Here is a 19651-nt window from a genome sequence, read left to right as displayed (position 1 = left end):
CCTCGGATCAGCGATACGTCGGCAGGGCGAACCGCTGCTGGCTCTGCAACATCGAGATCACCGGCAGCTCACTGGCCTGTTCGGCCAGGTCGCGGCGAATGGCGCTGATCGCCCAGGACAGTTGCTCGGCGCTGTGCAGTTGGGCATACGACAGCACGCGGCGGGTGATCTTGCCATCGGCGGCGCGCAGGCTCAGCAGGATGCCGCCATCGGGGCGGGACTGGGTCTCGACCTGGTAGGCGCAGAAGACCGAGGCGAATTTTTCCTGGATGAGGTCCATATCAACTCCTGACTGTTATGTTTGCAGACGTGAGTTGAGTGCTGCAGCGACCGTGCCAGGCTTTACGGCCTTATAAAACCCTTTTGAATCAGTAGCTTACTCGTTTGTGCGGATCGCTGGGCCGTGCATTCTGCATGGTCGTGCATTTTGCACAGTGCATTTTGCAAGGTCATAGGCTCTGTCTCTGGCCCCCATAGAATCTGAACCTTTGACCCGCCGCCATTGCCTGACGAAGACTTGGGCTCCCAACGATGCCAGGAGGTTCCCCGATGTCCGACCAACAGCCCACCGCCATGACCGACGAAGAAACCGCCGCCTTCGCCGAGGAGGTGTTCGAACGGGCCCGCCGGGGCGATGCCCAGATGCTCGGGCGCCTGCTGGAAAGCGGCCTGCCAGCCAACCTGCGCAATCACAAGGGCGATACCTTGCTGATGCTGGCCAGCTACCACGGCCACCATGACGCGGTGCGGGTGTTGCTGGCCCATGGCGCCGATCCGCTGATCGCCAACGACAACGGCCAGTTGCCCATCGCTGGCGCGGCGTTCAAGGGCGACCTGGCGATGATCCGCCTGCTGCTGGAGCACGGTGTGCCGGTGGACGCGGCCGCAGCCGATGGGCGTACCGCACTGATGCTGGCGGCCATGTTCAACCGCCGCGAGATCCTCGACTACCTGCTGGCCCAGGGCGCCGACCCGGCGCGCCAGGATGTCCGTGGCGCCACCGCCCTGGCTGCGGCCCAGACCATGGGCGCGGTCGACACCGCCGCGCGCCTGCAGGCGCTGGCCGGCTAACCCTGCGGGGGCGTTTGCGGCTATCCTTGGCGACTTTTTTCGCCAGCGCAGGGCCCCCGTCATGAAAAACCAGTTGCTCGAACTCATCAGCCTCATCGGCGCCGGCTGCATGCGCGAGCAGGATATCGAGCGCATCGCCGACGAGGCCGCCCAGGCCTACGCCGATCCCGCCGGTTTTCTTGCCGCCAACCCGGACATCAACTACGACGACAGCTTCCCCATCCCCCTGGGCGAATGGGTGGTGGTCGGCAGCCTGCCAGACACCGTGCTGTTCCAGGCCGACAGCTACCAGGAACTGTTCCAGCGCATTACCGACTCGTTCGACAAGCGCGTGCCGTTCAACCTCAAGCCCAAGCAACTGGCGCGCACCGAGCCGCTGACGGCGCTCAACCGCATCCAGGTGCAGATGGCTGCGCTGAACAAGGAGGCCGGCGGTTATGTGCTGCTCAATTTCAGCCAGTTGCTCGATGACGAACTGCAGATGGTGATGGTGGGGCAGAACGACCTGGCGCGGGTGCTGGCGCTCGGTGCCGAGGTGGGGATCAAGGTGGAGCCGGCATTGGAGGCATTGAAGGTCGCGGTGCACGTCTGAGTCGGGGGCTGCAAAGCAGCCCCCAAAGGCTCAACCCAACGCGGTATCGAGGAACATCATCACCCCGAACCCACCCATCAACCCGAGGGTCGCCGCAGTCTGGTGGCCATTGCGGTGGGTTTCGGGAATCACCTCGTGGGACACCACGAAGATCATCGCGCCCGCCGCCAGGCCCATGCTCACCGGGTAGGCGAGGGCGAAGCCGGTGGATATCCCCAGCCCGATCACCGCGCCCAGGGGCTCCATCAGGCCAGAGCCCACGGCCACCAGCGCCGCTTTCAGGCTCGACAGCCCGGTGGCGCGCAAGGCCAGGGCCACGGCCAGGCCTTCGGGAATGTCCTGGATGGCGATGGCGCTGGTCAGCGGCAGGCCGATGTGCATGTCGCCATTGGCGAAGCTCACGCCAATGGCCATGCCTTCGGGCAGGTTGTGCAGGGTGATGGCCAGGACGAACAACCACACCCGGCTGATCCGTTCCGCCTCGGGGCCGCAGGGGCCAGTGCTTTCATGTTCGTGCGGGGTGAAGCGGTCCAGGCCGAGCATCAGCAGGACGCCCAGGCCCATGCCCAGCACCACGGTGAAGGCCGCGGCCGGTCCGTTGCCGGTGATCTCCCGGGCGGCATCCAGGCCGGGCAGGATCAGCGAGAAGGAGCTGGCGGCGAGCATCATGCCGGCGGCAAAGCCGAGCATCACGTCCTGGCTGCGCGCGCTGACGTCGCGCAGCACCACCGCCAGCACCGCGCCCAGGGCGGTGGCGCCGAAGCCGGACAGCCCGCCGAGCACCGCCAGGTGCAGGTACTGGGCATGGTCGCCGTGCACCGCGTTCCACAGGCTGGCCAGCAACAGGACGAGAATGGCCAGCAGGCTCACGCCAAGCCCGGCACTGAGCCAGGGCATGTCCTGGGCCTGTTGCCGCCAGGCGCTCAACAGCGAGACGGGGGCGGTGCTTTCGGTGCTTTCAGTCTGGGCAGGGGGCATACGGACCTCACGGCAATGTATGGAAACAGTCTACCCAGCGACCCACCCGGCTGGCCAAGGATTCCCCTCTATCGACGTGATAGCCGGCTATGCTCAGCAACACAGGTTGCCAAGGGAGTGAAGGCATGGGTTCGACATTCAACGGCCTGGTGGGCCTGATCATCCTGGTGTTGGACATCTGGGCGATCCTCAACGTTCTCAAGAGCAGTGCCGAGGTGGGCATCAAGGTGCTGTGGATTCTGCTGATCCTGTTGTTGCCGGTGATCGGGCTGATCATCTGGGCCATCGCCGGGCCCAGGGGCAACGTGCGCCTCTGAGCCAACATCGCTCGTCACGAAATTTTCACACCCTATTATCGAAAATCCGCGCCGCACGCAATGCTGCGTTGGCCCTATTGCCATGCCAGCTGCAGGGCGACACCGCCTTTTTCGCAAACCCGCAATCCTAGGATCTTCCCATTCATGGCTAACACGGATGCCTTGAAACAACGGGCCGTGCCGGCCCCGTTCGCGCCGACCCTCAAATCGCACCTGGCCTACACCTTGCTGAGCGCCCTGGTGATCATGCTGATGCTCAGCCTGGTCCGCCTGGCGCTGCTGGTCTACAACAGCGACATGATCGGCGACACGCCCCATGCGACCGTGGCCGAGGGCTTCTTCAACGGCCTGCGCTTCGACCTGCGCGTGGTGGTGTACCTCAGCATTCCGCTGCTGCTGGCGGTGCTCAGCCCCTGGGCCATGGCCCGTCGCGGGTTCTTCCGGCTGTGGCTGACGCTGACCGCGAGCATCGTGATGTTCCTGGGCCTGATGGAGCTGGACTTCTACCGGGAGTTCCACCAGCGCCTCAACGGCCTGGTGTTCCAGTACGTCCAGGAAGACCCCAAGACCGTCCTGAGCATGCTCTGGTACGGCTTCCCGGTGGTCCGCTACCTGCTGGCCTGGCTGTTCGGCACCTGGTTGCTGAGCCTGCTGTTCAAGGGCATCGACCGCCTGACCCGTGGCGCCGGCGGCGATCATGGCCAGGCTGCCGGGCGCCGCAGCATCACCCCCTGGTACAACCGCCTGGCGGTGTTCATGGTCGTTCTGCTGGTGGCCGTGGTCGCTGCCCGTGGCACCCTGCGCCAGGGGCCGCCGATGCGGTGGGGCGACGCCTTCACCACCGAGTCGAACTTCGTCAACCAGTTGGGCCTGAACGGTACCCTGACGCTGATCGACGCCGCCAAGAGCCGTTTCGGCGAAGACCGCGCCAATGTCTGGAAGGCTACCCTCGACCCCGAGGTGGCCCGGCAGAGCGTGCGCGATTTGCTGCTGACCACCAACGACACCCTGGTCGACGGCGACGAGGCGGCGGTGCGCCGTGACTTCGTGCCGCCGGCCGACCGTACCCTGCCGGTCAAGAACGTGGTGGTGATCCTCATGGAGAGCTTCGCCGGCCATTCGGTGGGCGCCCTGGGCGGCAACGGCAACATCACCCCGTACTTCGACAAGCTGGCCAAGGAAGGGCTACTGTTCGACCGCTTCTTCTCCAACGGTACCCATACCCACCAGGGCATGTTCGCCACCATGGCCTGCTTCCCCAACCTGCCGGGCTTCGAGTACCTGATGCAGACCCCCGAGGGCGGCCATAAGCTCTCCGGCCTGCCCGCGCTGCTCAGCACCCGCGACTACGACGACGTCTACGTCTACAACGGCGACTTCGCCTGGGACAACCAGTCCGGGTTCTTCGGCAATCAGGGCATGACCACCTTCATCGGCCGCAACGACTTCGTCAACCCGGTGTTCTCCGACCCGACCTGGGGGGTGTCCGACCAGGACATGTTCGACCGCGCCGCCGAGGAGCTGGCCCACAACTATGGCAAGAAGCCGTTCTATGCCCTGTTGCAGACCCTCTCCAACCACACCCCGTATGCCTTGCCCGAGGACCTGCCGGTGGAGAAGGTGACAGGCCAGGGCCGCCTGGACGAACACCTGACCGCCATGCGCTATTCCGACTGGGCCCTGGGCCAGTTCTTCGAGCAGGCGCGCAAGCAGCCGTATTTCAAGGACACCCTGTTCGTCATCGTCGGCGATCACGGCTTCGGCAACCACCAGCAGGTCACCGAGCTCGACCTGGGCCGCTTCAACGTGCCGCTGCTGCTGATCGCCCCGGGCATCCAGGAGAAGTTCGGCGCGGTGGACCATACCGTGGGGACCCAGGTCGACATCGTGCCGACCATCATGGGCCGCCTCGGTGGCCAGACTCGCCACCAGTGCTGGGGCCGCGACCTGCTCAACCTGCCGCAGGGCGACCCGGGCGTGGGCATGATCAAACCCTCGGGCAGCGAGCAGATCGTCGGCCTGGTGCAGGGCGATCGCATCCTCATCGAGTCCAAGGACATGAGCCCGCGGCTGTATCGCTACCAGCTGGGGCGCGAGTTCAAGGCCGAACTGATCCAGAGCCCCGACCAGCCGGAGTTGCTGAAGAAACTCGAGTCGTACATCCAGACGGCCACCAAGAGCCTGCTGGACAACACGGCCGGCGTGGTCCACGGCACGCCGAAGTAGAACCAGGCGGGGCTGCAAGGCAGCCCCTCTGCCGCGCAACAAAGCCCAGGCCAGGACTGAACGAAAGCCCTCGCCAACGGTCAAGCATACAGGCGTCAACCGGTATTCCTTGATGGGAGGGCTGATCAATGAAAGAGTGGGAAGTCACCTTCGTCGACCAGGACGGTGTGCAGGGCTCGCTGCTGTACAACGCCGATCAACGCCCCAGCGACGAGGAGGCCGCACGGCTGATTCGTTCGCACTTGTTCCCGGTCATCGATGAACTGGACCTGAACGACTTCCAGGACCGTAGTCCATCCCCCACGGTGCGCTGGCTCAAGGAGCAGAGCGGCGTGTCCATCACCCGCATCAGCGAACGGCCCTGAACGTGGCCACTGGCGCCGTCCGGCGCCAGGCACTAGGATGCAACGAGGCACAGGTCTTTTCTGCGGGCCTTTGTCGGTTTCACTCGCGTCTCGCATCAGCTCGGTCTGCCAGGCACCTTGGGTGTGTCGGCAGGTGCGTAGTGCACGGAAAGTCTATCCATTGCTTTGCAGGAGGACGTTTCATGAGCAGCCAGAACGACGACATCAGCAGCAGTGTCCTTCGCCAGATGAAAGCTGGCGGTTTCGACTTCACCCGCATCCATCCCATCGAGTTCTACGCGGTGTTTCCCGACGAGGCCGGTGCGCGCCGGGCGGCGGGGCAGTTCCGCGGCGAATCCCTCAATGCCCAGGTGCGCGAACGCGACGACGGCGCCTGGCACCTGGAACTGAGCAAGATCATGTATGCCACCTACCGTGGTATCGGGGCCTTCGAAGAGGCTTTCGAACAGGTCGTCTCGCCCTTGGGCGGCGAGGTCGAGGGGTGGGGCGTCAAGCAGGAGCGGCCGGTTGCCTGAGTGGCTCCGGGATCTCACGGCTTACGCGTAGCCATGTGCGCCAGATAGGCGATCAGGTCGTCCAGTGCCTGATCGCTCAGCACGCTCTGCGCGAACCCCGGCATCCGCCCTTGCGGCCACTGCCGCAGGCTCTGCGGATCACGGATATAGCGACGCAGGAAACCCGGCTGGAAATACTCGGTCGGGTTGTATGGCACGTTCAGGTCCGGGCCGAACTGAGCGTCGCCTGCGCCGTTGAGCCGATGGCAGGCCAGGCAGTTCTGCTGGAACAGGGCAAACCCCCGGCGCACCGGATCGTCCGCCGGCAAGCCGACATCGGGCAGCAGGGCAGGGAAGCGCGCCTGCACCGACGCCAGGCGACGGATCGTGGTGATCTGGAACGGCCATTGCTCCGGGCGGATACCGCTCGCCTGCGGATCGGTCCACACCAGGTAGAACGGCCCGGCGCTCGGCTTGCCAGGGCCCAGGGCCGGCCACGGCCTGGCGGGGTCTTCGATGGCCAGCCAGGCGCGTGCCGGGCCGGTCTGCAGCAAAGGGCCAGCGGGCATTTCCGCGGCGAAGCCGTCCAGTGCCACCGCCTGCAGGTGGTCGCCGGCGCCCACGCCGTCGAGCAGCGCGGCCAGGGGCACGGCGCGGTACTGCATGGGGCGCTTGTAGGAGACGTCCTGGGCGATGCTGATGTCCCGGGCTTGCGGGTGGGCGAGCAGCTCGGCGCTTTGCCACTGGCCGTGCCTGTCGCCCAGGTCCAGGTGCAGTTGGGCCGCCGACAGCGGCAGGCAGAGCAGGAAGGTCAGCAAGGCGAAGCAGTGGCGCATGGGTGATCTCCAACCGTCAGGGTCGGCAGATTACCTGTGCGTTGCCCGCAAGAGCCACCGCTGCGTTCATCCGAACAGACGTGTCAGGTTCGGCAGGATCAGCAGCAAGGTCGTGGCGAAGAGTATGAGCCCGGCTTGGCGTATCTTGGGTTGTCTGAACATGGCGGACCGCCTTCTTGTTGTTATTCCTGAATAGCCCTTGGCTTCCTTGTCTCGCTTCGGGTCGATCGCAGTGGCGTGGCTGCACGCCATTCCTGCTTGCCTCTTGTGTCTGGATATACAACCAACAGTAGGGCGCGCGTCATCCATGTTTCAGAACCCTTTGTTCTAGATTTTTTTCTGTAGATTTCCATTGGTTTTAAGGCCAATGGCCAGCTCGCTGGCATGCTCTGGCTAGACGGGTGCGCGAAGGGGGTTACCAAGGGTGACAGGCACTACCGTTCGTCAGCGCATCCTACTTGCTTGTACGTGCCTTTCGCGTCAGTCTCTACAGCAAATCCCACCCATGTCGTTCAGGACTATCCTTATGTCGTTACGCATCTGCATCCTTGAAACCGATGTCCTGCGACCGGAGCTGACCGCGCAGTACCAGGGCTACGGAAGGATGTTCGAGCAGCTGTTCTCGCGTCAGCCGATCGCCGCCGAGTTTCGCGTGTACAACGTGATGAACGGCGAGTATCCCCCCGAAGACGAAACCTTCGATGCCTACCTGGTGACCGGCAGCAAGGCCGACTCGTTCGGGAGCGACCCCTGGATCCAGACCCTCAAGGCCTACCTGCTCAAGCTGTACGAGCGTGGCGAGAAGCTGCTGGGTGTGTGTTTCGGCCATCAGGTGCTGGCGCTGGTGCTCGGCGGTAAGGCCGAACGGGCAGAGCAGGGCTGGGGCCTGGGCATCCACCGCTACAGCCTGGCCGCCCATGCGCCGTGGATGGACCCGGAGGTGTCGGAGCTGACCCTGTTGATCAGCCACCAGGACCAGGTCACCCAGCTCCCGGAAGGGGCCACGGTGATCGCCTCCAGCGACTTCTGCCCCAATGCCGCGTACCACATTCGCGACCAGGTGCTGTGCTTCCAGGGCCACCCGGAGTTCGTGCACGAATATTCCCGGGCGCTGCTCGATGCACGCCAGGAGGTTCTGGGCGACGAGGTTTACCAGCGGGCGATCGCCAGCCTGGCCGAGGACCACCAGGGCGATCTGGTGGGCAAGTGGATGCTGCGTTTCATCGGGCATTCGGGCAAGAAGGCCAAGGAGAACGCGGCCTAGGTTTGGCGTTTCATCGAGTGGAGCCGCTTTGCGGTCCTTCGCGGGCTTGCCCGCGAAGGGCGCGGCGAAAATCTACAACCAGCCAGAACGCTTGAAGCTGGCATACAGCGCCGTGCAACCCACCCCGATCACCCCCAGTATCCCGAAATAGCCATAGTGCCAGCCCAGCTCCGGCATGTTCTGGAAGTTCATCCCGTAGATCCCGGCAATGGCGGTAGGGAACGCCAGGATCGCCGCCCAGGCGGCGAACTTGCGTTGCACGATGCTCTGGCGCGACGACTCCAGCAGCATGCCGATCTCGATGGTCTGGCTGGCGATGTCGCGGATGCTGGCGAGGTCTTCCATCTGCCGGGTGACGTGGATCTGCACGTCACGGAAGTACGGGCGCATGTTCTTGTCGATGAAGGGGAAGCTCAGGCGCTGCAGCTCTTCGCTGACCTCCACCATCGGCGCTACGTAGCGGCGCAGGCGCAGGATGTCGCGGCGCAGGCTGTGCAGGCGCTGGATGTCTTCTTCCCTGAGCGAGTTGCCCAGCACGCTCTGCTCCAGTTCCTCGATCTCGCCGTGGATGGCTTCGCTGACCGGCTGGTAGTTCTCGGTGACGAAATCGAGCAGGGCATAGAGCACGAAGTCCTCGCCGTGCTCGAGCAGCAGCGGGCGCGCTTCGCAGCGCTGGCGCACCAGGGCGTAGGACTTGGAGTGGCCGTTGCGGCAGGTGATGATGTAGCCGTTGCCGGCGAAGATGTGGGTCTCGATGAACTCCAGCTTGCCTTCATGGCGCACTGGCGAATAGGTGACGATGAACAGGGCGTCGCCGAAGGTCTCGAGCTTTGGCCGGCTGTGTTTCTCCAGCGCGTCCTCGATGGCCAGCTCGTGCAGGTTGAACTGGCGCTGCAGGTTGGCCAGCTCCTCGGCGTTGGGTTCCTCCAGGCCGATCCAGACGAAGTGGCCGGGCTTGCGCGCCCATTCGCTGCCTTCGTCGATGTTGATGTTGGTGACCTTCCTGCCGGCGCTGTACACCGCCGCTGCCACGACTCGGCCCATGGTTGCTCGCTTTTTCGGTTGAACACGCAGATACAGCTTGGGCTGTGCCGGGCCATAGAGCAACCGTCGGCTGGCCTGGTGCATTGGGGCAAGCCACTCAACCGTTAGCCAGCTCGCCCTCCACCCGCTCGAGCTCGCTGTCCATCCGGTCGATGCACTGCTGCATCTGCGTGCGGCACTGTTCGATCAGGGCCGGCAGGTCCTGCTGGCTCATGCCTGCGGTAGCGATCGGTGGCAGCGAGCGGACGATCACTGTGCGGCGCCGCCAGCTGTTGAGGCCCAGGCGTTTCGAATAGCGGCTGACGCACACCGGGACGATCGGCACACCGGCCTCGACGGCCATGTGGAACGCGCCTTTCTTGAACGCCAGCAGTTGTTCGCCAGGGTTGCGTGTGCCTTCGGGGAAGATCCAGATCGAGGTGCCATCGCCCAGGATCCGCGTAGTGACCTGCAAGGCCTTGCGCGCCTGGTAGGCGTTCTTGCGGTCTACCAGGACGTTGCCGCCGAGCCAGAACAGCTGGCCGAACAGCGGGATCCAGCCCAGGCTCTTCTTGCCGATGGCCACGGTGCGCCGGGGCACCACCTGGCCGAGGATGAACAGGTCGAAATTGGACTGGTGGTTGGCGACGATGACGCAGCCCGGCGGCTGGTCCCACAGCGGGCCGACCTCGGCCTTGACCTGGATGCGCATCAGCCAGGCGGCGGGCACGCTGTAGAGGCGGGCGAACAGGCGGCTGTTATCGGGGTTGAACGGGCGGCACAGGCCGATGACCAGGCCCACCACGCCAACGAGCAAGAAATGCAGCGCCAGAAGGAGCATGCGGAGCATATAGAGCATGATACGACTCACACCAGACAGTCGCGGCGCAGTGTACGGCTGTACACTGTCCGGGGCAAACCCTGGGTGGGCAGTGCAGGCCTGCTCGCGGGCAAGCCTGCTCCGATGATCGATTCGGACCTTGGGAACCGGCTTGTCGGCGAATGGGTCGGTAAGGTCAGCCGAGATGCTGCTGGTCCCGCACGATGGCCGCGTCCAGCGTATCGAGCAGCCCTTTGCGCACCTTCAGCTTGGTGTTCTTGTGGGCCAGCATGTTCAGCTTCTTCAACTCGCGAGCCGTCGCCAGGGCGACCTCCTGCAGTTGCTCGGCCGGTACCACTTTATCGAGAAAGCCGGCATCCACCGCAGCCAGGGGATCGAACACCTCGGCATTGATCACCGAACGATGGAAGGCCGAGCGACGCAGGCGGTCGCGGGCCAGCTCGATGCCGGCATGGTGCATGGTCATGCCGATCTGCACTTCGTTCAGGCAGATCTTGTACGGCCCCTCGACCCCGATGCGGTAGTCGACCGAGAGCAGCAGGAAGGCGCCCTTGGCCACGGCATTGCCGGGGCAGGCGACGATCACCGGGAACGGGTGGGCGAGCAGGCGGCGGGCCAGGGTGGAGCCGGCGGTGACCAGGTTGATCGCTTCCTTGGGGCCGGATGTCATCACCTTGAGGTCGTAGCCGCCGGAGAGAATGCCCGGCTGGCCGGTGATGATCACCACCGCGCGCTCTTGTTCGGCGCGGTCCAGGGCGGCGTTGAAGGCCGTGATGACATCCGGCGAGATGGCGTTGACCTTGCCGTTGTTCAGGGTCAGGGTGGCGATGCCGTCTTCGGCGTGGTAGGTAATCAGCTCGCTCATGACAGAGTCCTTTGGGTGGCGTGGCGACGACGTTACCCAGCGGCGCGGGCCAGGTAAAGCGGCAAGGCTGACTGGTCAGTCAGCAGTTGCGGGCATGCCGTGCGGCATCGGGGCAGGGGCCTTGGCTGGCTGCAAAAGCGCGGGGCAGATTGGCAGCATCGCCCTGGCGCCCAGGGTTTTTTGGGCGAAGGGCTTAAGCGCATGAAAATTCTGAAAAAAATGCTTGCCAAAGGGAATGGCTTCTACTAAATTAGCGCGCCTCGACAGGCTGAACAGCTTGAAGAGATCCGGTGAAGTGTCCGAGTGGTCGAAGGAGCACGCCTGGAAAGTGTGTATACGGGAAACCGTATCAAGGGTTCAAATCCCTTCTTCACCGCCACATTCCGCAAGAAGCCCCCGCGCTGAAAAGCCCGGGGGCTTTTTGTTTTCTGGCATGGTTCAGGGCCAAGCGGGGCCTTGTGATCCTGGGGCCGCAAAGCGGCCCCGGGGGCCCTCAGAAACTCACCGACGCCGACAACCGCGCCGTACGCGGCGCCCCCTGGAACAGGTAGTTGTCCCCCAGGTAATCCCCCACATCGCGCCAGTAGCGTTTGTCGAAGACGTTGTCCACCGTCAGCCGCAGCACCGTGTCATACCCGCCGATGCGCGTGCGGTAGCGGCTGCCGATATCGAACACGGTATAACCGCCGACCTCGACATTGCCCGCCTGGCTGGCGTACTTGCTGGCGCTGTAGCGGGCGCCGCCGAGCAGCGCCAGGCCTGCGACCGGCAGGCTGTAGTCGGCCTGCAACGCGGCGCGCAGCCGGGGCACGTTGATCGCCTGGTGGCCTTCGTAGGCGTCGGTGCCGCTGTTCTGCACCCGGGCGCGGATCGCCGCGGCGCTGGCCTGGAGCTGCAGGCGCGAGGTCAGCCAGCCGCTGGCGCCCAGCTCCAGGCCGGTGTTCTTCTGCTGGCCTTGCTGCACGTAGGTGAAGGCACCGTCAGCCTCGGGGCGTGCGTACTGGTAGGCCTGGCGGATCTGGAACAGCGCGGCGCTGAAGCTCATGCCCTGCCAGTCGCGCTTGATGCCCACCTCCAGTTGGCGCGACAGGGTGGGGGCGAGGATCTGGGCCTGGTTGGTGGCGTACCAGGGGGCGGTGCCGCCCGCGGACAGGCCCTTGGAGTAGCTGGCGTACAGCGTGGTATCCGGGCGCGGCTTGTAGATCAGTGCGGCGTTGGGCAGCAGTTGGTACTTCTGGGTATGGCGACCCGCGACACCGTTCTCGTCCCAGGTTTTCTCGTCCAGGCGGACTTCGCGGGCACCGAGGACGGCCTGCCAGTGTTCGTCGAAGGTGATGCGGTCGCTGACGAACAGGCCGTACTGGCGGCTGTCCAGGCGGCGCTCGCTCGAACCGACGGGCCTGTCGGACGGCGGCAGCGCCGGGGCGCCGGTATGGATGTTGCCGGTGCCAATCCACTCGTTGTAGTACGGCCGCTGGTCGAGGGTGCGGCGTTGGGCGCTGGTGCCCAGGGTCAACTCATGGCCCAGGCCCAGGGCCTCGAAGTGCCCGGCGAGCATGGCCTGGGCCTCGTCGACGCGCCGGGTGTCGTCCGGGCTGCGAAAGTCATAGATGTCGTAGTCGCCTTCGGGGCTGAAATGGGGCGCCCAGCCTGCTTGGCTACCCCACGCGAACGAACTGTAGTCGTCGATCACCACCTTGCTGCGCGAGGCGCTCAGGGTAGCGCTCCAGGCATCGCTGAAGCGGTACTCGAAACGCCCGCCCAGGTTCAGCGAATCGGTTTGCACCGGCTTGGCCCAATGCTGGTAGGCCAGGCGGTCGTCGGGGTCGATGCCATGGGGCACCTCGGTACCGCCGAGCAACTGGTAGCCCGGCACCGAACGTTGTTCACGGTGCTGGTATTCGGCATCCAGTTGCAGGGTGGCGTTGGGGGTGATCTGCCAGTCGAAGGCCAGGGAGGCGAAATCGCGCTTGCCGTCGGCATGGTCGACATAGGAGCGGATGTCTTCGTGGGCCAGGTTGGCGCGCAGGCCGAACTGCCGTTCGCTGCCGAACCAGCCGCCCAGGTCGGTGGCCAGGTAACGTTCGCCCTGTTCGTTGCTCGAGACGCTGATGCTGTGCACATCCTCCGGACGCTTGGTCACGTAGTTGACCAGCCCGCCCGGCGCCGACACGCCGCTCTGCAACCCTGACAGCCCCTTGAGCAGTTCTACCTGTTGCTTGTTCTCCAGGGCCACGTTCTGCTCGCCGGCGATGGTCTGGCCGTTGATCCGGTAGCTGCTGGCGGCGTTGAGCTCGAAGCCGCGCACGTTGAAGTTCTCGTAGTAGCCGATGGGCGCGTAGCTCTCGCCCACCGAGGCGTCGCTTTGCAGCACCTCGCTGAGCAGGCGCACCTGGCGGTCCTGCAGCAGCGGCTGGCCGAACACGCTGACCGAGGCCGGGGTATCGAGCAGGGGCGCGGCCTGCCAGCCGCCTGCCTGGGCCTCGCGCACCTGGTAGCCGTCGTCGCCATAGCGCTCCGATACGCGCAAGGGCGCCAGGGTGACGCTGTCGTCGGCAAAGCCCTGGCCGCTGTGCAGGGCAAGGCCCAGGCCGAGCAGGCTCAGGGGCAGGCGGGGGCGAGGCGAGGTCATGCAAGGGCTCCTTGAAAGGCGGGCGGTGCGGGTGTGTCGGGCAGTGGGGCCGGCCGGTCTTTGTGCCGGTCAGGCAAAAGGGCGCCATGTTAGCAGGCACGGGTGCGCCGGGTGCCTGCATTTCGCAGGCGCCCGGCTAGTGGACGGATGGGATGGCGGCGGATTCAGCGAGCCGGTGGCCGCTGGTGCCTGCGCCAGGTGTCGTCGATCTTCGACCAGGTCTTGCCATCGGTGATGGCCATCAGCTTGCGGCCATCCTTGAAGGTGGCGACGAAGGTGGCTTCTTCTTCCTTGCCTCCCAGCCAGAGGCCGGCGAGCAGGCCGACCGGGCCCGCCACCAAGGCACCGGCCACGCCCCAGCCGAGCGTGCTGCCCAGGCTGCGGCTGGATTCCAGGCTGGCCAGCTTGAGATCCTTGATGCGCGCCAGCGAGATCCGCTCGCCGGGCGAGGGGCTGCGCGGGGTCTTGAGGGTGAGCGCTCCATTGCGATACTCGCCTTCACCTTGCAAGAAATCGCCGGATTGCACCGTGAGCCTTGTCATTGTGTCGTCCTGTCAGGGAAAGGGCTGTGGCTAGCACTTAATGAGCGCTACGGCAGCGGCCAAGTCAACGAGCAGGCGACGGAGGGTGGATGGCAGGTTGCCGCATGCTTGGGCAGGGTGTCAGTGAGGGCCTATTCGTGGGCAAGCCCGCTCCCACAGGGTGCGCGCTGCTCTTGAGACCGGCGCAAGACCTGTGGAAGCCGGCTTGCCGGCGATGGGTTGCAGGGCAGCCCCAGCGCTCACGTGGCCTGGACAGCCACCTTGCGCTTGCGCTCGGCCAGCCCCCAGACCACCAGGGCCAGCGTCCCGATCGCCGCGCCGGCCATGACGATCCCCGTCCAGCCATGGCGCTGGAACAGCTGGGTCCCCAGCAGCGAGCCGAGTGCACCGCCAATGAAGTAGCAGGTGATGTACCCGGCATTGAGCCGCGTGCGCGCTTCCGGCCGTAGGACGATCACCGCGTTCTGGTTGCTGACGTGCACCAGTTGCACCGCCAGGTCGAGCAGCAGCACGCCCAGCAGCAGCGCGACCAGCGACGTCTGGGCGAAGCCCAACGGTATCCACGACAGCAGCAGGGCGACCAGGCCGACGGTGGTGCCCAACTCCCCGCGACCGCGGTCGGCCAGGCGCCCGGCCCAGTTGGCCGACAGCGCACCCGCCGCGCCGGCCAGGCCGAACAGGCCGATCACCGCGTCGGAGTAATGGTAGGGTTCGCGGGCCAGGAGAAACGCCAGTGGCGTCCAGAACAGGGCGAACAGGCTGAACGCCAGCAGGCCCAGCAGCGAACGCAGGCGCAGCACCGGCTCTTCGATGAAGAGGCGGAACACCGAGCCGATCAGCGCCGGGTACTTCAGCCCGGCATGGCTGTGGTGCTGCGGCAGGCTGCGGTACAGGGCGATGGCGGACACGGCCATCAGCACCGCGGCCAGCACGTAGATGCTGCGCCAGCCACCCAGTTCGGCCATGAAGCCAGCGGCGGTGCGGGCCAGCAGGATGCCCAGCAGCAGGCCGCTCATCAGCGTGCCCACGGCCCGGCCGCGTTGTTCCGGCGAACTGAGCGCCGCGGCCAGCGGCACCAGGATCTGCGCCACCACCGAGAACAGTCCGGTCAAGGCGGTGCCGAGCAGCAGCCAGGGCAGGCTCGGTGCACAGGCGCTGATCACCAGGCCCAGGGTGGAGATGGCGACCATGACGACGATCAGGCGGCGCTGCTCGAACATGTCGCCCAGCGGGGCCAGCAGGAGCAGGCCGGCACCATAGCTGAGCTGGGCGGCGATGACGATGGTACCGGCGGTGGCGGTATCCAGGCCGAACTGTTCGGCGATGCTGTGCAGCAGCGGTTGGGCGTAATAGTTGCTGGCCACGGCCAGGCCAGTGGCGGTGGCCATCAGCAGGATCAGGGCGCGGCTCAGGGCGGGGGCGTTCATGGCAGCTCTCGGGGCGGATGGTTCAACAGGCAGGCAAGTGGCCGGCATGATAGCAACTGGCGGCGGGCTTGCCCTCAGTTAAGGTTTTCAGTTGCCATTTGGGGCCGCTTCGCAGCCTAGACAACCTCCACCACGATTTGCACCTGCGCCTGCCCACCCAGCACCAGGCTCACTTCGTCATCCTGCCGCTTGCCGAGCAATTGCTGCCCCAAGGGCGAGCGCGGGGTGATGACGGTCACTTGCTCCTCGCCCTCGCCAATCTTCAGCCCGGCCCCCTCGGGCCCGAGAAACAGCCGGCGCGGGTGGCCAGCCTCGTCCTCCAGGGTGACCAGGTTGCTGACCTGGATCCCACGCGCCGGATCGTAGTCGCGCAGCAACAACTGCTGGTAGGCCAGCAGCGCCTGGCGGATCTCGGCGGTGCGCCGGGCCTGGCCGGTGGCCAGGTACGAGGCCTCCAGGCTGAGGGTGTCGTACTTGTTCTCGGCGATGTTCTCTTCGGCGGTGGCGGCCTCGTAGGCGGCCTGGGCTGCGCGGCGCAGCACGTCCATGTCGTGTTCGAGGGTTTCGACGATACGGGCGAGCAGGGTGGTTTTGTCCATGGTCAGTAGCAGAACTCCAGCACGTTGGCCTGGCTCTTGTCGGTGGGCGCGGTACGGTTCTGCTGCAGCCAGAACTGGCACTTGGGGTTGTTCAGGTTGCGTGGGCTGCCCTGGGCGGTTTCGGCGGCTTGCTGCATTTGCTGGCGGTGCAGGATCTGCTTGTAGCGCTCGAACATCTCGGCCTGGGCATCGGCCGGTTGCGCGGGGGCAGCCGTGGCCGGCGCGATGGCCTGGGCCAGCGGTTGCACCTGCTGCGGCCACAATTGCCAGGCCAGCCACAGGCTCAGGGCAATGGCCACGGCACCGAGCCACAGGCCGAAGGCCACGCAGAGAATGAGCTGCAGGGGCTTTAGGGTTATCTTCAGTTCGCGGCGGGGCATGGCGGCCTCCTGGCAGGGCGGGTCGTGAGCGCATTGTCGCATGGCGGGGCAGGCATTTTTCAGCAGCCCTTTCGCCGGCGAGCATTTATCCGCAGAATCCGCGGTTTTTCCGCGTAGCGAGGGGCGTGGGCATGAAAGCCACCTGGGACATCTTCTGCACGGTCGTCGACAACTACGGCGACATCGGCGTGACCTGGCGCCTGGCTCGGCAACTGGTGGCCGAGCATGGGCTGGCGGTGCGCCTGTGGGTGGATGACCTGAACGCCTTCGTGCGTCTGTGTCCGCAGGCCGAGGCTGCGGCCGAGCGGCAGTGGCAGGCCGGTGTCGAGGTACGTCGCTGGCCGGCCGAGTGGCAGCCGGCCGGCACCGCCGATGTGGTGATCGGCGCCTTCGGTTGCCGCTTGCCGGCCGACTACATCGAGGCCCTGCGCTTGCGTCCGGTGCCTGCGCTGTGGCTGAACCTGGAATACCTCAGCGCCGAGGAGTGGGTGGAGGGTTGCCATGGCCTGGCTTCGCCCCAGGCCAATGGGCTGCGCACGCTGTTCTTCTTCCCCGGCTTTACCGACAAGACCGGTGGGCTGCTGCGCGAGGCCAGGTTGCTGGCGCGGCGCCAGGCCTTCGAGGCGGACCCGGCGGCGCGCGCGGCGTTTCTCGGCGGCCTGGGTGTACAGGTGGAGGAAGGCGCGCGGCTGATGTCGCTGTTCGCCTACGAGAACGGGCAACTGGGCAACTGGCTCCAGGCCCTGGCCGAGGATGGGCAGGCCACGCACCTGCTGGTGCCCGAGGGGCGCAGCCTCGCCGATGTGCGCGCCTGGCTGGGCGAACCGGGGCTGGCGGTCGGCGATGTGCGACGCCAGGGGGCGCTGACCGTGCAGATCCTGCCGTTCGTCAGCCAGGACGACTACGACCGCCTGCTCTGGTGTTGCGACTTCAACGCCGTGCGCGGCGAGGACTCCTTCGTCCGCGCCCAGTGGGCGGGCCGGCCGCTGCTGTGGCACATCTACGTGCAGGAGGAGAACGCCCACTGGGAAAAGCTCGAAGCCTTCCTCGGGCTTTATCGCCAGGGCCTGTCGCAGGCGGCGGGGGATGCGCTGGTCGATCTGTGGCGTGCCTGGAACATGGACCGCGACATGGGCGAGGCCTGGCGCCGGGCCCTGGGGCACTGGCCGGAACTGCAGGCCCACGCCCGCCAATGGAGCGCCGCGCAGGCCGCTCGGCCGGACCTTGCCACGACGCTGGTACAGTTTTACCGAAATTGGCTATGATATGCGGCCTCGATTTTTATAAATCCATCCAGATTCGGATATTTCGTAATGAAAACTGGTAAAGAGCTGAAACCCGGTACCGTACTGCGGATCGACAACGACCCGTGGCTGGTCCAGAAAGCCGAATTCACCAAGTCGGGTCGCAACAGCGCGATCATGAAGACCAAGCTGAAGAACCTGCTGACCGGCTACAAGACCGAAACCGTCTACTTCGCCGACGACAAGCTGGACGACGTGATCCTGGACCGCAAGGAAGTCACCCTGTCGTTCATCAGCGGTGATGCCTACACCTTCATGGACACCACCGACTACACCATGTACGAGCTGAACGCCGAGGACATCGACGCCGTTCTGCCGTACATCGAGGAAGGCATGCAGGACGTCTGCGCGCTGACCATGTACGAAGAGAAAGTCGTATCGGTCGAACTGCCGACCACCATCAGCCGCCAGGTCACCTACACCGAGAACGCCGCGCGTGGCGATACCTCGGGCAAGGTCATGAAGCCGGCCAAGCTGGCCAACGGCACCGAACTGCAGGTTGCCGACTTCATCGAGATCGACGAGTGGATCGATATCGACACCCGCGACGGCAGCTTCAAGGGCCGTTCCAAGAAGTAATGCTTCTTGCGGTGTACGAAAAACCCGGCCTCGGCCCAGTGCCGGTCAGTTAAGACTTTCAGTTGTCATTTGGGGCCGCTTCGCGCCCCATCGCCGGCAAGCCGGCTCCCACATTGTCCGTGCAAACCGCATCATATGTGGTCGCCGCGGTCCCTGTGGGAGCCGGCTTGCCGGCGATGGGCTGCAAGGTAGCCCCAAAAATGACAAAGCGCCGCTTGACTGACTGACATTAGGCCTCGGCCGGGTTTTTCGTGCGCGTGGTATCGGTGTTCGGGGCTTTGCGGGCAAGCCCGCCCCTCAGACCGTCACATGCAGCCGCACGTCGACGTTGTTGCGGGTGGCGTTGGAGTACGGGCAGACCTGGTGCGCCTTTTCCACCAAATCTTCGGCATCCGCCTGGGCCAGCCCTGGCAGGTTGATGTGCAGGTCGATGTCGAGGCCGAAACCACCTGGGATCTGGCCGATGCCGACCTTGGCGGTGATCGAGCTGTCTGCCGGCAATGGCTGCTTCTGCTGGCCGGCGACGAATTTCAGTGCGCCGATGAAGCAGGCCGAGTAGCCGGCGGCGAACATCTGCTCGGGGTTGGTGCCTTCACCGCCTGCGCCACCGAGTTCCTTGGGGGTGCTCAGCTTGACGTCCAGCTTGCCGTCGCTGGAGCGCGATGTGCCGTCGCGACCGCCGGTGGAAGTGGCTTCTGCGATGTACAGTGGAGTGACCTTTTGCATCTTGAGCCTCGCTTGTGTGCTGTGCGCCATGGCGCGGGGGTGGGTACGGGATTTAAATTATCGCGCAATTATTTTGCGCGCAAGATAAATCGTTCACCGTTCATCCGAACGGCCACTTCACAGCATAGCCCTCAGAGGTTCTTTTGCAGGCTGGCGCGCAGCTCCAGCAGGTCGGCCTGTAGCTGCTGCAGCTGTTCCACGCTGCGGCCGCTGGCTTGCAGGATGCAGTGCGGCACGCGCTTGGCGTCTTCCTGCAGGGCTCGCCCCTTGTCGGTCAACTGCACCAGCACCACCCGTTCGTCCTCGCGGCTACGGGTGCGCTTGAGCAGGCCTTCGCTCTCCAGGCGCTTGAGCAGGGGCGTGAGCGAGCCGGGGTCGGTGAGCAGGCGCTGACTGATCTCGCCCACGGTCAGGCCGTCCTGCTCCCAGAGCACGAGCATGGCCAGGTACTGCGGGTAGGTCAGGCCGAGCGCTTGCAGCAGCGGCTTGTAGACCTTGGTCATCAGCAACGAGGTGGAGTGCAGGGCGAAGCAGACCTGGTTGTCCAGCAGCAGCTCGTCGCAGGGGGCTTGGGTGTTGGCGTTCATGCA

The 19651-nt window shown here is 65.3% G+C and carries 22 protein-coding genes and 1 tRNA gene; 10 read left to right on the top strand and 13 right to left on the bottom strand.

The features are described from left to right. Nucleotides 1-7 precede the first annotated feature (7 nt). Nucleotides 8-280, bottom strand: a complete 273-nt coding sequence (locus ACDI39_RS09765; RefSeq protein ID WP_225787128.1) for a DUF3509 domain-containing protein — start codon at nt 278-280, stop codon at nt 8-10. 269 nt (nt 281-549) lie between these two features. Here ACDI39_RS09765 and ACDI39_RS09760 point away from each other — a divergent pair, with 269 nt between their 5' ends. Beyond that, nucleotides 550-1071: an ankyrin repeat domain-containing protein gene (locus ACDI39_RS09760; RefSeq protein ID WP_225787127.1), complete on the top strand. Its 522-nt coding sequence runs from the start codon at nt 550-552 to the stop codon at nt 1069-1071. A gap of 61 nt (nt 1072-1132) precedes the next feature. Continuing rightward, nucleotides 1133-1663 carry a hypothetical protein gene (locus ACDI39_RS09755; protein WP_225787126.1) on the top strand — a complete coding sequence of 177 codons (531 nt, stop codon included), beginning with the start codon at nt 1133-1135 and terminating at the stop codon, nt 1661-1663. Between the two features lie 30 nt (nt 1664-1693). Here the strand turns inward: ACDI39_RS09755 and ACDI39_RS09750 are convergent, their stop codons facing one another. Further along, nucleotides 1694-2641 (bottom strand): ZIP family metal transporter, encoded by a 948-nt coding sequence (locus ACDI39_RS09750; RefSeq protein WP_253081487.1) that lies wholly within the window; start codon nt 2639-2641, stop codon nt 1694-1696. Between the two features lie 125 nt (nt 2642-2766). Between ACDI39_RS09750 and ACDI39_RS09745 the strand changes: the two genes are divergently transcribed. From ACDI39_RS09745 to ACDI39_RS09730, 4 genes are all read left to right on the top strand, one after another. After that, nucleotides 2767-2958: a PLDc N-terminal domain-containing protein gene (locus tag ACDI39_RS09745; protein WP_225787124.1), complete on the top strand. Its 192-nt coding sequence runs from the start codon at nt 2767-2769 to the stop codon at nt 2956-2958. A gap of 144 nt (nt 2959-3102) precedes the next feature. Further along, nucleotides 3103-5184 carry an LTA synthase family protein gene (locus ACDI39_RS09740; RefSeq protein WP_225787123.1) on the top strand — a complete coding sequence of 694 codons (2082 nt, stop codon included), beginning with the start codon at nt 3103-3105 and terminating at the stop codon, nt 5182-5184. Between the two features lie 128 nt (nt 5185-5312). Next, the gene (locus ACDI39_RS09735; protein ID WP_225787122.1) at nt 5313-5549 is read left to right on the top strand and encodes a hypothetical protein; all 237 of its coding nucleotides are present in this window, start codon (nt 5313-5315) and stop codon (nt 5547-5549) included. A gap of 182 nt (nt 5550-5731) precedes the next feature. Then, entirely contained in the window at nt 5732-6064 is a 333-nt protein-coding gene (locus ACDI39_RS09730; RefSeq protein WP_225787121.1) for a ribonuclease E inhibitor RraB, read from the top strand. Nucleotides 6065-6078: 14 nt separating this feature from the next. Here the strand turns inward: ACDI39_RS09730 and ACDI39_RS09725 are convergent, their stop codons facing one another. Beyond that, nucleotides 6079-6879, bottom strand: coding sequence for a cytochrome c (locus ACDI39_RS09725; protein ID WP_486538503.1), 801 nt, complete (start codon nt 6877-6879; stop codon nt 6079-6081). Nucleotides 6880-7405: 526 nt separating this feature from the next. Between ACDI39_RS09725 and ACDI39_RS09720 the strand changes: the two genes are divergently transcribed. Further along, a complete protein-coding gene (locus ACDI39_RS09720; protein ID WP_225787119.1) occupies nt 7406-8143 on the top strand; it encodes an amidotransferase in 738 nt (245 codons plus the stop codon). Between the two features lie 72 nt (nt 8144-8215). Here the strand turns inward: ACDI39_RS09720 and ACDI39_RS09715 are convergent, their stop codons facing one another. The 3 genes from ACDI39_RS09715 to ACDI39_RS09705 all read right to left on the bottom strand — a co-directional run bounded on the left by ACDI39_RS09715 (nt 8216) and on the right by ACDI39_RS09705 (nt 10872). Then, nucleotides 8216-9187: a magnesium and cobalt transport protein CorA gene (locus ACDI39_RS09715; RefSeq protein ID WP_225787118.1), complete on the bottom strand. Its 972-nt coding sequence runs from the start codon at nt 9185-9187 to the stop codon at nt 8216-8218. Between the two features lie 97 nt (nt 9188-9284). Beyond that, nucleotides 9285-10025 carry a lysophospholipid acyltransferase family protein gene (locus ACDI39_RS09710; RefSeq protein ID WP_225787117.1) on the bottom strand — a complete coding sequence of 247 codons (741 nt, stop codon included), beginning with the start codon at nt 10023-10025 and terminating at the stop codon, nt 9285-9287. A 157-nt stretch (nt 10026-10182) separates the two neighbouring features. Then, complete coding sequence (locus tag ACDI39_RS09705; protein ID WP_225787116.1) at nt 10183-10872, bottom strand: crotonase/enoyl-CoA hydratase family protein; 690 nt, start codon at nt 10870-10872, stop codon at nt 10183-10185. 289 nt (nt 10873-11161) lie between these two features. Between ACDI39_RS09705 and ACDI39_RS09700 the strand changes: the two genes are divergently transcribed. Further along, nucleotides 11162-11251, top strand: a tRNA-Ser gene (locus ACDI39_RS09700). A gap of 114 nt (nt 11252-11365) precedes the next feature. Here the strand turns inward: ACDI39_RS09700 and ACDI39_RS09695 are convergent. The 5 genes from ACDI39_RS09695 to ACDI39_RS09675 all read right to left on the bottom strand — a co-directional run bounded on the left by ACDI39_RS09695 (nt 11366) and on the right by ACDI39_RS09675 (nt 16452). Continuing rightward, a complete protein-coding gene (locus ACDI39_RS09695; protein ID WP_225787115.1) occupies nt 11366-13504 on the bottom strand; it encodes a TonB-dependent siderophore receptor in 2139 nt (712 codons plus the stop codon). 164 nt (nt 13505-13668) lie between these two features. Then, nucleotides 13669-14046, bottom strand: coding sequence for a hypothetical protein (locus tag ACDI39_RS09690; protein WP_253081491.1), 378 nt, complete (start codon nt 14044-14046; stop codon nt 13669-13671). 239 nt (nt 14047-14285) lie between these two features. Next, nucleotides 14286-15473 carry an MFS transporter gene (locus tag ACDI39_RS09685; RefSeq protein ID WP_486538499.1) on the bottom strand — a complete coding sequence of 396 codons (1188 nt, stop codon included), beginning with the start codon at nt 15471-15473 and terminating at the stop codon, nt 14286-14288. A 116-nt stretch (nt 15474-15589) separates the two neighbouring features. Beyond that, the gene (locus ACDI39_RS09680; RefSeq protein ID WP_225787112.1) at nt 15590-16072 is read right to left on the bottom strand and encodes a GreA/GreB family elongation factor; all 483 of its coding nucleotides are present in this window, start codon (nt 16070-16072) and stop codon (nt 15590-15592) included. 2 nt (nt 16073-16074) lie between these two features. Continuing rightward, complete coding sequence (locus ACDI39_RS09675) at nt 16075-16452, bottom strand: hypothetical protein (RefSeq protein WP_225787111.1); 378 nt, start codon at nt 16450-16452, stop codon at nt 16075-16077. A 131-nt stretch (nt 16453-16583) separates the two neighbouring features. Here ACDI39_RS09675 and earP point away from each other — a divergent pair, with 131 nt between their 5' ends. Both earP and efp read left to right on the top strand, forming a co-directional pair. Then, on the top strand, nt 16584-17717 hold the full coding sequence (earP, locus tag ACDI39_RS09670; protein WP_486538496.1) for an elongation factor P maturation arginine rhamnosyltransferase EarP: 1134 nt from the start codon (nt 16584-16586) through the stop codon (nt 17715-17717). A gap of 48 nt (nt 17718-17765) precedes the next feature. Further along, nucleotides 17766-18335: an elongation factor P gene (gene efp / locus ACDI39_RS09665; RefSeq protein ID WP_225787109.1), complete on the top strand. Its 570-nt coding sequence runs from the start codon at nt 17766-17768 to the stop codon at nt 18333-18335. A 297-nt stretch (nt 18336-18632) separates the two neighbouring features. Here the strand turns inward: efp and ACDI39_RS09660 are convergent, their stop codons facing one another. Together ACDI39_RS09660 and ACDI39_RS09655 are read right to left on the bottom strand one after the other, a co-directional pair. Beyond that, nucleotides 18633-19061: an organic hydroperoxide resistance protein gene (locus ACDI39_RS09660; protein WP_225787108.1), complete on the bottom strand. Its 429-nt coding sequence runs from the start codon at nt 19059-19061 to the stop codon at nt 18633-18635. Between the two features lie 131 nt (nt 19062-19192). Beyond that, complete coding sequence (locus ACDI39_RS09655) at nt 19193-19648, bottom strand: MarR family winged helix-turn-helix transcriptional regulator (protein ID WP_225787107.1); 456 nt, start codon at nt 19646-19648, stop codon at nt 19193-19195. Between the last annotated feature and the right edge of the window lie 3 nt (nt 19649-19651).

This window comes from Pseudomonas sp. Tun-23181 (assembly GCF_057415455.1).
The sequence above is the reverse complement of the archived record's forward strand: the minus strand, read 5'-3'. Positions and strand labels throughout refer to the sequence as shown.